Raw genomic sequence first — 12405 nt, forward strand, 5'->3', positions numbered from 1 at the left:
CCAGGTATAATGGACTTATCCAATTGTTATTTCTAACCTTTTTATATTCCTTATTGGCCTTCCCGGTGTGAACCCCACCGCTGGAAGGTTATTTTTTTTGCCTTGTTATTGGTTTTATTACCCAAAAGATCATAATCAATTGGGTTGGCACCCAGGGAGAGAGCGGTGAGTGATTTTCTAACTGTTTAAATTCCGCTCTACTCCATTTAATATTCCATTAAGATTGGGTATAGGTTTTCGGTTCTTCTCATGTTATGTTCCCTCGTACAAGGAATTCATTATTGGAGTCTGTTAATCAATTAAGGCGTTGTACACATCACGTTTGGTCAAACCGCGGTCTGTTGCTGTTTTCTTCATTGCATCTTTGCGACTCATGCCCTCATCCTCATAATGGCTCACATGATCCGACAAAGACAAGGGTTGCCACCAGGCTTCCCGCTCCGCTTTTCGTTCCTCTTCCTTGATGCCTTCCACCAACAGGCAATATTCACCAATTGGCGGATGCTCCTCAAGCCAGTCTATGCACTCCTGAACACTGCCTCGCGCAAATTCTTCATGGCGTTTTGTCAGCTCGCGTGCAAGTACAATCGATCGATCCCCCAGAATCTCTTCGAGATAGACTAACGTCTTGCGAATACGGTGAGGGGACTCATAAAACAACAACGTGCCGTTGGACTCATTAAAAGACTCCAGTACTTTTCGCATATCCTTTTTCTCCCGCGGCAAAAAACCGCCGAATGTGAAACGCTCCGTCGGTAACCCGGATACGATCAGAGCAGACAATGCTGCATTCGCTCCCGGGATAGGAATGACCGTAATTCCAGCTTCAAGCGCAAGTTTTACCAGGTCTGAGCCGGGGTCTGAAATAGCCGGCAAGCCGGCATCACTGACGAGTGCCAAATTTTTTCCTTCTATTATATAGCGTACCAGTTCAGGCCCACTGGCTCCTTTATTATGCTCATGATAACTGAACAACATCGATGGTGTAATTTCAAAATGGGTGAGCAGCTTTCGAGTCTGGCGTGTGTCTTCTGCTGCAATGATGTCACAGCTTTGCAGTGTTTTAATAGCTCGAAATGTCATATCCTCAAGATTGCCGATCGGCGTTCCGACTAAATATAACTTCCCCATGCCTTCGGACTGTTCCGCATAACTTTTCTGAATATGCAATGCCATCTATATTCCTCCTCCTTCCGTTTGATGTTCTGTACGCTGTGAACCATAATAGATGTCCATAATTTCATCACAGTATGTTCCCTCTTCATTGTAGACAATGAGCGGTGGAAGCATCCGTACTTCCGGCTTTCCATCCTTAAGAGCTTCAATCAATACCATATTGGCTTCCAAATGAGCCCGTGGATGTACCATCCGAATCCGTTTCGGTTCCAGTTTATACTCACGCATCAAAGAGATGATCTCGCCAAGACGCTGCGGACGATGAACCATGGATACTTTTCCCCCATTGCGCACCAGTCGATTGCAGGCCTGAATCACTTCCTCCAGCGTACATCCAATTTCGTGGCGTGCCATGGCCTGATGGTTATTCATTTTGAGATCACTGCCGTTCAAAGGCATATACGGAGGATTAACTGTTATGGCATCATATACAGCATGCCCCGTTTGTTTCACGAGTTCACGCAAGTCCCCCTCATGAATGGTAATCGACTCTTCCAATGCATTCAGCTGTACACTGCGACGTGCCATATCTGCCAATCGGGGCTGAATTTCAATACCTTCCAGGCTTGCCTGTGTACGTGTGGTCAACAGAATGGGCACGACCCCGTTACCTGTACACAAATCAAGTACTCGCCCACGTTTCGGTACTGAAGCAAATCGGGCCAGCAATACGGCATCCATCGAAAAGCTAAACACTTCATCACTTTGAATAATTCTCAAATCATGAGAGAGCAGATCATCAATCCGCTCCGAATCTTGCAAGTTTACTGATTTTGCTGTCATATGATACTCTCATCCTCCGGTACTCTATATCTCTGCCAAGGTTCTTAACCTTGAAAAAAAACCGTAGGGGATCCCTACGGTCACTTCATTTATTCAAAAAAGACAGGCAGAACAGACAATCGCCTTCCGTCCGCAAATGTCCATAATAGACATTGCAGATGTGGAATCCTTCGTGATACAACCGAGCCAGATTATCATACCCTTCACCTACAACATCTTCACCAGTAGCCGGACCGGCAGGCCTTGCTACCGGAGCGAGCGCCGATGCGATGGGCAGATCTGCCGGAGCCTCACGCTTCAGCAGTTTGCGTAACTGTTCATTCTCGATGGTAAGCCGCTGATTATCCTCAAGCAGCTCTTTAACAATCATTTTTAACTCTCCTAAATCACTGTGCAACTGACCCAATTGGGTTTCCATTTCATGAATGTGCGTAAACAGATTTTTCTTTTCCAAGTTTCCACCCCGAAGCAACCTTTATGGTTTACTTGATAACGACGTCATCCAGCGGAAGTTCTTTGACTTTACTGATGTCGAACAGTTGAACATGGACTGTGCGACTACCCGCATTAATGCCGACAACTTTTCCTTCACCCAATGAGGTGACGACCAACTTGCCTACAGCCGGTAGTTCTTCTCTCACACTTTCATAGTTATCATGCTCAAATTTCAGACAGCACATGAGTCTTCCGCACAACCCGGAAATTTTCGTCGGATTCAGTGACAGGCTCTGATCTTTAGCCATCTTGATTGATACTGGCTCAAAGTCTCCCAGCCAGGAAGAACAACATAACACACGGCCGCAAGGTCCAATCCCTCCAAGCATCTTTGCTTCATCACGTACACCGATCTGTCTCAGTTCGATCCGTGTCCGGAAAATGCTTGCCAGATCTTTGACCAACTCCCGGAAATCGACTCTTCCTTCAGCTGTAAAATAAAAAATAATTTTATTGCGATCAAACGTAAATTCCACATCGACCAGCTTCATTTTGAGGCCATGGTCTTTGATTTTATTTAAACAAGTACCGAATGCTTCTTTTGCTGCACGCTTGTTCTCCTCTACGACACGGGCATCTGTCTCGCCCGCTACCCGGATGACCTTTTTGAGCGGCAGCACCACATCGGACTCGCCTACTTCTTTCTTGCCAACGACAACCTTACCGTACTCTACCCCCCGCGCTGTCTCCACGATAACGCAGTTTTCTTTTTCAATGGGAAGGTCCAGGGGATCGAAGTAATAAATTTTGCCCGCTTTTTTGAAACGGACACCCACTACACTGTACAAAAAATTAACCCCCTCGTAAGCCAATCCCACTTCGTCTGAAGCCCTATCTTCTTAGGGAACCCGCCGAAGTTATAACCGTTTGCATATGATTGGAACAAACTTTGTCCTCTCCCAGTCTTATGCCAAACCGATCAAAAATTGCTCCAGACAAAGCTGGCCATTGACATTGAAACGCAATTTTTTTCTGCATGCTGCGGCCATATCCATGTAGGAGACCCACTGCTCGGTGCTGCGGGTACGGGCCAACTGAGACAGCATGTCCAACTGATCTATAAAAACGATATGTTCATGCCTACCATACTGGACATACAGCATATCCCTGAACCACAAATGGAACAGGCTAAGCATTATATCCAGGTGCTCTGAGAGTCCAGTTTTAAAAAGCTTCTGCTGCGCAGAGATCAATGATGTACTTCCTCTACCCAGGGACTCCTTCCCTAATTGTAACATTACGTTTCTAATTTCTGCAAACCAATTCTGCTGGAGAATTTCTCTACATGCTTCCAGTCCTGACGCTAAATGGACGGCAGAGCGAGCCAGATTGGCAGGGTGCCCTTCCGCAATCAACGATTGGAGCATCTCTTCGGGATTCAGCGCACTGAAAGGAACCAGTTGAGAGCGTGAGCGGATGGTAGGCAGCATCGCCTGTCCATTATCCGTAATCAGGATACCTACCGCTGGCACCTGTGGTTCTTCCAGAAATTTCAGCAGGCTGTTCGCCGCCTGAACAGTCATTTTCTCGGCCTGTTCGATGATATATACTTTGGGATGGCCCGCTTCCGAACGGTATGAAAAGATACGCTGCAGATCCCGTATTTGATCGATTTTAATATTGCTGCCATCGGGGGCAAGCATCGTTAAATCTGGATGATTGCCATGTTCGACCTTGCGACATTCAAGACACTGTCCGCAGGCATCATCTTCAAGTTCTGTACAGAATATCGCTTTGGCAAATGTAATCGCCGTCTGCAATTGCCCGCTGCCGGATGGCCCGCTGAACAAATAGGCGTGACTTATGGCCTGGCGTCTCAAACTACTCTGTAACATCTGCTTGGCTGTCTGCTGACCCATAATTTGTTGAAAGGACATACTTCCTCCTCAGAAGCTTAAATTAATAAGCATTCCCCGAATTTCTCCTACTTGCTGTAACAGTGTAATCTTGCCTTCCTCTGACTCAAGCAAATTGTCGGCCATAGATAATAGGGCAGAATCAATCTCATCTATTAACTTGTACCGTTTCCCTCTTCCGCGCCGATCCCATCCCCGAGTCTCCTTCATGGAAACACCGCGGCGAACCGTCTCCTCCAAAAATCTTTTTACAAGCTGCTTGTACGCTTTCAGTTCACGAATCGTCATGGAACGAGACAGACGATCACCCTGCATCTGGATCTCACTTAATCTGCGGGTAAGTTCAGCCTGTGACGCCCGTTCTCCCTGGTGATTCATCATATCAGAGAAATTTTTGGACTGTACCGGTTTGGAGCTGGAGTCGGAAGAGCTGAGCCCACTCTGCATCGGCCGGAATCCAGGATTGATTTTCATGGAAACTCCCGCTTTCTATCTTAGTAGGCCAATCGCCCATCAGCACAGTGCGCGTCGCGCCTGTGCGTGGAAGAGACCTTTATATGCTGAATCATATGCTATATATAATAGTAGATAAATATCATCATTAAGGACCTGCTGGGTTGGTTTGTTAGTCAACCTCTGCCCGGATTAAACCTCTCCCTACTGGGAAAGTCTTTTCCGGACAGAGAGCGCCGATTCTTTGGATTAAGAAGGACGCATAATAGTCCGCATAGGACTGAGGTATGAACCGGGTTTAGAAGTGTTCGAATCGATCTACCGGAAGAACAAACACGGTAGCTCCGCCTACTTGAACTTCGACAGGCAGCGGCAGGTAAGAGTCGGTTGTTCCACTCATCGGAGTGACCGGAGTCACGAGCTGTTCACGAACCTTACAGCTGCTGCGAATGACGTTCATTACGGACTCGACCTGACCATCATCGACACCGATCATAAACGTCGTGTTGCCTGCCTTCAAAAATCCACCGGTACTGGCCAATTTCGTTGCCCGAAAATTCGCTTTGACCAATGCGCTGGATAATCGGTTGCTGTCTTTATCCTGTATAATCGCAACAATCAGTTTCATCCTGCATAACCTCCTTCAGAATAAGCATCTTGTGAAATGCCCCTGTCTATATATTAGACAATTAATCGTCAAAATCCTTCAAAATCCCTGTCTCCAGCGACAAAATCATTGCTGCAATGACCTCTTCCGGCTTTTGGGAAGCATCGATGACCTTGATCCGTTCCGGAAATTGTTCCTTCAGTAGAAAATAGCCTTCACGCACTTTGCGGTGGAACTCCAGACTTTCGAGATCAAGACGATTAACCTCACGTCCATCATGGGCATCAATTCGAGCAAGTCCTGCCTCCGGCTCAATATCCAGATAAAGTGTGACGTCTGGCATCAGTTCACCTATCGCAAACCGATTGATGGCCCACACGTTCTCCATGCCAAGTCCACGGGCATATCCTTGATAGGTCAGACTGCTATCGACAAAGCGGTCACAGATGACTGTCTTGCCTGCCTTCAATGCAGGCTCGACCTTCTCCGCCAGATGCTGGCTGCGTGCAGCTGCATAGAGCAGCGCTTCGGTTCGTGCATCCATTTCCGTGTGGAGAGGATTCAGGATGATGGCACGTATTTTCTCAGCAATCTCGATACCTCCAGGCTCCCGAGTAACTACGTAAGGTATACCCTGTTCTGCAAAGTAAGAACCTAATTTGCTAATCATCGTTGTTTTGCCGGACCCCTCTCCCCCTTCCAACGTTATGAATTTACCTCTGCCCTGCATATGCTTCCCTGCTTTCTATATCGATAATTGCTTCTAATTGTGCTGCGATAACTACTGCACTGATCCTCTCCTACTCCAGACTATGACATAGCCCGCCTAGAGGTGTATATTCACGACTACTGAATTAGGCTAGTTGAGTATAGTACAAGCTTCCTTCTATAATACCATACATGATCCTGCGTTAGCGGTCCGCTATTCTCCAATATTTTCGAGAAGTCGTCCTAATCAGCCGTAAATGATCCATACCCATAACGGGAGCATGATAGAGCCTGCAATGGCGCTGACGATCATGGATACAGAGCTCAATGCGACTGCATTCTCCCCATACTCAAAGGATCTTGCCATCCCCAGTGCATGGGAAGCCGAACCAAGTCCGATCCCATACGCATTTCTGCTGTTTACTCTGGCCCATTTCATGATCATTGGTCCCAATAATATCCCCGAAAAGCCAGCAATCATCACAAATAGTGAAGTGAACGATGAATTCCCTCCCACCTGATCAGCAAGTTGAATGGCAACGGGTGTAGTGATGGATTTGGGCAATAATGCAATAACGATATCTTGCGGATAACCAACAATAGCGATATAGCAGCGCCGGTAGACATGCCAACGACGCTTCCACCTAAGGTGCCGCCCAAAATCGGGATCATATTTTGCTTTAGTACATCCAGGTGTTTTGCCAAAGGAAATGCCAGGGAAACAACAGCCGGTCCCAATAGCTCTTGTATCCATTTTCCGCCCAGCATGTACGTATCGAGCTTTATATCGGAAATGAGCAAGATCAGTACGATTACTGCAGTTGTCGTCAATACAGGCATAAGAATCGGCCATCTCATTCTTCTGTATAGACGAGTCGCCGGAATATATATAGCCAGGGTCAGGGCAATCATTCCGATTCCGAGGATGAATGTGAGCATGGGATCGCCTCCTTCTTGCCTTGATGCGTCGATCTCCACGCCATGAGCCATTCACTGATTTTCGCAGACAACAGACAGGTAACTAATGTACTAACGATCAACCCCAGAACAAGCAGCACGGTATTGGCTTTAAAAAAATCAAAATGATTGATAATGCCCACTGTAGGAGGGATAAATAATAACTGCAAATTCGATTGAAGCCAGGATGAGCCTTCTTCTCCCCAACTTACTCTGATCCATCCCAGTTGAATGACGATGAATAAAAGCACCATGCCAACAATACTACCTGTTAAAGGTAAATGCAGTATGGCCTGAAGCAGGTTTCCTATCCAATAAAATCCGTACATCAATAGGACTTGCAGGATGATTCCCGTATATTTTTTTAGCGGAATATCCAAGGTCTGTTCCCTTCTTTCTTATGTCCAGACAGCAATGATGTCTTAACTTGTTTGAGCATTTTGCATAAATTCAAAGAGCGTCTTTCAATCCGCAAGTTATAGGCCCGAAATGCTTCTATCCGTTGTACCCGTGAGTGAATTGATTTGAACTAAGCAACATGCTGGTTTTAGTACCGGTTGACTCCTCAAGTTCTTCGCCTATGCTAAACTCAATTATTCTCTAATGATTTTCAATGTTTGCAGCGAAGTATCCGATATGCCATGGAACCTTGCTCCTTCATCTCTTAGCAGTTTAATACGTGCTATCATAGAGGCGCTTATTCGCTCACCAGCGTAAACAAGAGGTATGCCAGGCGGATACGGAATGACCATCTCTGCAGAGCGAAGACCTACACATTTTTCAATGGAAACCTCTGTCATATCCTCTTCCATAATCGGCTGCAATGTGAACGGGATGGGCTCAGAAAAGGGAGTTCCTTCTTGAAAATTGTTCCACGTGGAAATATAGTTTTCAGAATCTTTTGTAAAATGCTGTGATTGCCCATCAAGCGACTGACTCTGCTCCTGTGCAAGGCTAATTTGCCTTAATGCCTGCAACAGATGCTCGGCATCGCCCAGCGTTGAGCCCAAGCTGAAGAGCAGGACGACGTACCGTTCGTCGCTCATCTCGGGCACGCATCCGCACGCTTCCAGCTGCTGCTGCAGCCCATAACCGCTCAGCACCCCTGTGCCGTCATAGATGACGGCCTTGAACGGGTCCTGAGCGGTATACCCCGCTGCGGATGGCTTCGCCGCCGCGGGCAGTGCTTCAGGCCGCCCCGCTGCAGCGGCGGCCTCGGAATTGCCGCCAGCTGCCGGCTTCGCCCCGGCTGGCGGCTCTTGCTGCAGCAGCTCTGCAGGCTGCAGCAATCGAAAGCGCGGCAGCTCCGCTAGGCCGCGCTTAAATGCGCCCACGGCGGCAAGTCCCGCCGTGAACGTGTTCGCGCCCTGCACATGCAGCAGTCGGCGCGCCAGATCAAGCGAAGCCATCACCGGGTATGATGGGCTTGAGCTTTGCACCATGGCCAGACGCTGACGCAGCAGGGACCGATTAATTCTCGGCCCCTGAACGTGCAGCATGGCTCCCATGGTGAAGGCAGACAGCATCTTGTGGGTCGACTGCACTACACCGTCTGCTCCGCAGGACAGTGCAGAAGCAGGCAGCTCCGGATGCTGCCCATAATGGGCACCATGCGCTTCGTCCACGAGCAGCGGTATGCCTGCTTCATGACAAACCTCCACTACGGGCGTCAGATCAGCGCCCATACCGTAATAATTGGGCAACGTCACCAGGATTGCCTTTGCCTCAGGATACGCCTGGACAGCAGCCTGCACCGTCTCCAGAGACGGCATCACCGCAAGTCCACTTGCTGGATCAACCCAAGGCTCCAGAAATACAGCTCTTGCGCCTGCCAGCATTAATCCGTGGATGACCGACTTGTGAACATTACGCTGTACCAATACAAGGCTGTTTGGTTCATTACACACGGTTAGCAGCAAAGATAAGTTCCCCGCCGTACTGCCTCCGACAAGGAAGAAGCTCTCCTCTGCTCCAAAACAATCCGCTGCCAGCTGCTGCGCCTCCCGTATAACTCCTTCCGGATGATGCAAGTCGTCTGTCCCCGAGATTTCCGTTACATCCAGTCGCATCATCTCTAGAAACGCACTTACCGGTACAACATCTGTTGCAGACCCCTCCGCTTCATCTCCACCATGAATTGTCAGCCCGCCAATTTCATTGCCATCCCCTTTTTCCTCAGCTTGTCTAGAGTACTTTTCCCTATCCGTTACTGACCGTCCCAAACTTTGCTTTTCCTTTTCTGCTCCCTCATTCCGATGATTGCTCTCCGTTTGACTAACAGACAGCCGCTGGCCTGCTTGCTCCAGCAACCTTCGATAGACTTGTCCATTCTTATGCCCGGGTACATGAAAAGAACGCTGCCCTGAATCACGATAAGCAAGCAACGCCTCATATAAAGGTGCGGTATTACATTTATGCTCCATTGAATAATCATCCTGTACTTTTATAATTTTAATCTGACCGTACAATGCTTACTATAACAAAAGCAACCTTTGCTGCTCTTTTCCCTCTTTCACGAACTGCTGTATCCGAATTCTGTATGTTACGCTCTTTACATATTATTATATCAGGGGTTATCTACCCTCATTAAATGAATATTCCTTTGGCTACATCAAACTATTCCCTCTCGTCCAAGCAACACAATGCTTATCATTCCTCGCGTCCATTCGGACCTTTCTCCCTATAGAAACAGAAAAAGGCCCCTCCGGGCCTCTATGGGCATTGGAAAGATCCAATGCAGTTTACTGATATGATTTAACGCTCGTTATGCGTTCTTTTGCACCCAAATCTGCTTCATTTGATGAATAAAATAATTGTACCTGGCATCCTGTGCATCCGTATGAACCATTTCTGCTTCGCAAGCGTCACATATAAATTCAGATACAATAAAAATGCCTTCTCTTTTTGTCTGTTCGCAGATAATGCATGTGTGTTCGGCGTGTCCTTCCATCAACCATCCCACCTTGTTTTACGTATTACTATCAGTATTGCACAGTTTCTATTATTTTAAACCTTTTCATAGTGCTTTCTTTCTATAAAATATATATATTCCCCCACCCCTCTGTGGGTGTCTGTACCGAAACGAAACATAAAAAAAAGCCTAACGCTCTATGTTTCAGCGGGACAGACAGCATTTGGCCGCATTTCTTTCGCCGTACATCATAGCAGTAACTCCATAGATTTATCCTCTTCTACTATAAGAAAAAAATCCATCCGCGTACTTCCAAGTATGCTGGAATTTGAATGCCTTTTCTCCTGTGTTACGGCCTCCCTCTACTTCTCTGAAAACTTATATTCTATAATCTTAAAAAAACTTGGAATTTCAGCCGATATATAATACATCACGGTTGGGAACCTGACATCCAGAAAGTTCAAAGGTATACTTGTATAAGATCATAACTACTCTATAGATCTTGTACCTCAATCTGGACGGACCTATAAGGTCGTATATGTACCTTCCCATCAGAGCATCAACCATTTCCTTATAAAATGTAAACGAATACCCTTTTACAACTGAACGTGATTCCAGAAGGAGGATTTGTAATCGTATGATCGCCGAACCGGAGAATAAAGCTACCTTTTATCAATACCGGCTTCTGAAAAAAAAGAGCATTGCCCGCAGTGTGATCTTTAGCTACTTGAGTTTGCCTGTAATTATGCTTTTGTTTAACCTCTTGGCATTCTCTTGGACCGGCCTCTTCTTTTTTGTCCTGGCAGGCCCAATTACAGTGTGGATTCATTACGTCATCGCCAGAACTATATTACTATTGGTGCGTACCTCCTATGCTAAGCGCTGGCGATGGAACCTCCGTATGCCATGGTTCGGTTATATTCCAGACCAACATTTCAGCTACCGTATGTTCGTCCGTGTACACCTCAATATGAGCTGGATTGGACTATGTATCATTACCGTATGCTTAATTTGGTCACCTTTGCCCTTCACCCTTTCATTGATATTCTGGCATCTGTGGCTGCTTGTCCCACGCCTATATGTTGTTCTTGTTCTTTCACGCGAACGCAAGGACGGACTCATCAAATTGAATGAACAAGACGTCTCCTATTACCTGCAATAATTATTCAATCCTTGATCCTGGATATCTGTCATCAAATTACATGTGGACTCAACTCAGTAATACATAATCGCTAAGGCTCATTCATACGCTCTACCCATAACGTCAAAAACTCTTTTCCACAATTTTAAAATCACTGCGTTACTTCCCAGCCTCAAAGGTTATCCACTGTGGATAACCTTTATTTATTTTATAGACTCTCCCTTTATCCACAGCATGGGCATAGCTTCAATGGTTATCCCCATGTGATTGCAATCATCCCTTTGCCTTCTTCAGATCAGAACCTGAGCTAACACCTACCAGTTATTGAACAACGTTCTATACCAGTGGCCTGATCTGTGCTAACTCCCATTCGCTCTGACTCACTTAAAAACTTGGTTCCATTTTAAAGAGATATGAGTTATAGCTACCCTATCGCCCTCAGATATCTTATGTACTAGGCTTACGTCTACTGAATGAGTTCTGAGTCCAGGTATGTCTTTAGGCAGACCTGCCTCATACTACTTTGATGCACATGGCCTCCTACAGCTGCGTACTACCACCTCAATTCATTATTCATGGGATAAAAAAAAGCCCTCGAATCATTCATCGAGAGCTTTACTATATACGGACCATTACATCGTTAATTAGTTAAACACAATACCCAGTCTAAGTTCATTCAGTCTTCATCATCAAGTGATTTCACAGTCGTTTGGGCAGCCTCAGTTTTTGGAACCATCAGCGTAAAGAAACCATCATGCACAGCTAAATGTACAGTATGTCCCTCCTTAGCAAATACACGCAGGGAACTTGAATCATTGGATGTACTCTTCATCTGCTTTTCTGTCCAGCCCCAGCTTTTGATCTCGTCTAGATACACCTCAGGCAAGCTAGTACTTTCACTAATACCGGATAGCGTATATCGTACATAATCCATATCCGAATTGTTTTCAGACTGGTCAGATTTATTCGCCACTTTGGGAACCGGGAAACCCTTCTCGTTTACCGCTCCTTCATAAGAAGTCCATGCAGATCCTGCTTCACTGCATCCTACAAGCACGGCTATCAGGCCGAGCAAGAGAAACGAATGAAGAACTAGTCTTCGCCAACTTATCACACACACCCTCCTTTTCACAGCTGCACATTCCAGCTCTGTGGTCAGGTACTTTTAGCATATTTAACATAGTCCTATTATACTGGTTTCGTATGCGTTTTCCGTAACAAAAATGTTACCTTCATTTCACGACTCGATCTGAGCAATTGCTCACCCTCTTTGAGAACACATTTGCCTGTATGTATTTATTATTTCCTTATAAACAAA

At 46.3% G+C, this 12405-nt stretch carries 13 protein-coding genes and 1 pseudogene; 1 reads left to right on the forward strand and 13 read right to left on the reverse strand.

The annotated features are described in order from the left end of the window. Positions 1–291 precede the first annotated feature (291 nt). The 12 genes and pseudogenes from rsmI to PPA03S_RS29710 form a co-directional block, all read right to left on the reverse strand. Positions 292–1176 carry a 16S rRNA (cytidine(1402)-2'-O)-methyltransferase gene (rsmI, locus tag PPA03S_RS29655; RefSeq protein WP_062329412.1) on the reverse strand — a complete coding sequence of 295 codons (885 nt, stop codon included), beginning with the start codon at positions 1174–1176 and terminating at the stop codon, positions 292–294. Continuing rightward, a complete protein-coding gene (locus PPA03S_RS29660) occupies positions 1177–1959 on the reverse strand; it encodes a tRNA1(Val) (adenine(37)-N6)-methyltransferase (protein WP_062329414.1) in 783 nt (260 codons plus the stop codon). Between the two features lie 85 nt (positions 1960–2044). Beyond that, positions 2045–2413 carry a DNA replication initiation control protein YabA gene (gene yabA, locus PPA03S_RS29665; RefSeq protein ID WP_024633697.1) on the reverse strand — a complete coding sequence of 123 codons (369 nt, stop codon included), beginning with the start codon at positions 2411–2413 and terminating at the stop codon, positions 2045–2047. A gap of 28 nt (positions 2414–2441) precedes the next feature. Further along, positions 2442–3242 (reverse strand): PSP1 domain-containing protein, encoded by an 801-nt coding sequence (locus tag PPA03S_RS29670; protein WP_062329416.1) that lies wholly within the window; start codon positions 3240–3242, stop codon positions 2442–2444. A 117-nt stretch (positions 3243–3359) separates the two neighbouring features. Next, positions 3360–4331, reverse strand: coding sequence for a DNA polymerase III subunit delta' (gene holB / locus PPA03S_RS29675; protein WP_062329418.1), 972 nt, complete (start codon positions 4329–4331; stop codon positions 3360–3362). Positions 4332–4340: 9 nt separating this feature from the next. Next, a complete protein-coding gene (locus PPA03S_RS29680; protein ID WP_062329420.1) occupies positions 4341–4784 on the reverse strand; it encodes a YaaR family protein in 444 nt (147 codons plus the stop codon). A gap of 277 nt (positions 4785–5061) precedes the next feature. Then, positions 5062–5391, reverse strand: coding sequence for a cyclic di-AMP receptor DarA (darA, locus tag PPA03S_RS29685; RefSeq protein ID WP_017691391.1), 330 nt, complete (start codon positions 5389–5391; stop codon positions 5062–5064). 61 nt (positions 5392–5452) lie between these two features. Beyond that, positions 5453–6100 (reverse strand): dTMP kinase, encoded by a 648-nt coding sequence (gene tmk / locus PPA03S_RS29690; protein WP_062329422.1) that lies wholly within the window; start codon positions 6098–6100, stop codon positions 5453–5455. 225 nt (positions 6101–6325) lie between these two features. Continuing rightward, a pseudogene (locus tag PPA03S_RS34465) lies at positions 6326–7068 on the reverse strand (LrgB family protein). Continuing rightward, the gene (locus PPA03S_RS29700; RefSeq protein ID WP_062329424.1) at positions 6987–7415 is read right to left on the reverse strand and encodes a CidA/LrgA family protein; all 429 of its coding nucleotides are present in this window, start codon (positions 7413–7415) and stop codon (positions 6987–6989) included. The pseudogene PPA03S_RS34465 and the gene PPA03S_RS29700 overlap by 82 nt, the downstream one beginning before the upstream one ends. A gap of 213 nt (positions 7416–7628) precedes the next feature. Then, positions 7629–9458 (reverse strand): aminotransferase class I/II-fold pyridoxal phosphate-dependent enzyme, encoded by a 1830-nt coding sequence (locus tag PPA03S_RS29705; protein WP_062329426.1) that lies wholly within the window; start codon positions 9456–9458, stop codon positions 7629–7631. Positions 9459–9799: 341 nt separating this feature from the next. After that, positions 9800–9985 carry a sigma factor G inhibitor Gin gene (locus PPA03S_RS29710; RefSeq protein WP_062329429.1) on the reverse strand — a complete coding sequence of 62 codons (186 nt, stop codon included), beginning with the start codon at positions 9983–9985 and terminating at the stop codon, positions 9800–9802. 598 nt (positions 9986–10583) lie between these two features. On the opposite strand from PPA03S_RS29710, the gene PPA03S_RS29715 reads away from it, so the two are divergent. After that, a complete protein-coding gene (locus PPA03S_RS29715) occupies positions 10584–11108 on the forward strand; it encodes a hypothetical protein (protein ID WP_062329430.1) in 525 nt (174 codons plus the stop codon). 655 nt (positions 11109–11763) lie between these two features. Here the strand turns inward: PPA03S_RS29715 and PPA03S_RS29720 are convergent. Then, the gene (locus PPA03S_RS29720) at positions 11764–12201 is read right to left on the reverse strand and encodes a hypothetical protein (protein WP_082704365.1); all 438 of its coding nucleotides are present in this window, start codon (positions 12199–12201) and stop codon (positions 11764–11766) included. Between the last annotated feature and the right edge of the window lie 204 nt (positions 12202–12405).

Origin of the sequence: Paenibacillus pabuli NBRC 13638 (assembly GCF_001514495.1) — a bacterium.
Taxonomy (GTDB): Bacteria; Bacillota; Bacilli; order Paenibacillales; family Paenibacillaceae; genus Paenibacillus; species Paenibacillus pabuli.

What these genes read in the sequence shown, in the direction of transcription:
- PPA03S_RS29680 (WP_062329420.1), bottom strand. Translation starts at nt 4,784, where the DNA reads ATGAAAATCAATCCTGGATTCCGGCCGATGCAGAGTGGGCTCAGCTCT.
- PPA03S_RS29710 (WP_062329429.1), bottom strand. Translation starts at nt 9,985, where the DNA reads ATGGAAGGACACGCCGAACACACATGCATTATCTGCGAACAGACAAAA.
- tmk (WP_062329422.1), bottom strand. Translation starts at nt 6,100, where the DNA reads ATGCAGGGCAGAGGTAAATTCATAACGTTGGAAGGGGGAGAGGGGTCC.
- PPA03S_RS29715 (WP_062329430.1), top strand. Translation starts at nt 10,584, where the DNA reads ATGATCGCCGAACCGGAGAATAAAGCTACCTTTTATCAATACCGGCTT.
- rsmI (WP_062329412.1), bottom strand. Translation starts at nt 1,176, where the DNA reads ATGGCATTGCATATTCAGAAAAGTTATGCGGAACAGTCCGAAGGCATG.
- holB (WP_062329418.1), bottom strand. Translation starts at nt 4,331, where the DNA reads ATGTCCTTTCAACAAATTATGGGTCAGCAGACAGCCAAGCAGATGTTA.
- darA (WP_017691391.1), bottom strand. Translation starts at nt 5,391, where the DNA reads ATGAAACTGATTGTTGCGATTATACAGGATAAAGACAGCAACCGATTA.
- PPA03S_RS29705 (WP_062329426.1), bottom strand. Translation starts at nt 9,458, where the DNA reads ATGGAGCATAAATGTAATACCGCACCTTTATATGAGGCGTTGCTTGCT.
- PPA03S_RS29660 (WP_062329414.1), bottom strand. Translation starts at nt 1,959, where the DNA reads ATGACAGCAAAATCAGTAAACTTGCAAGATTCGGAGCGGATTGATGAT.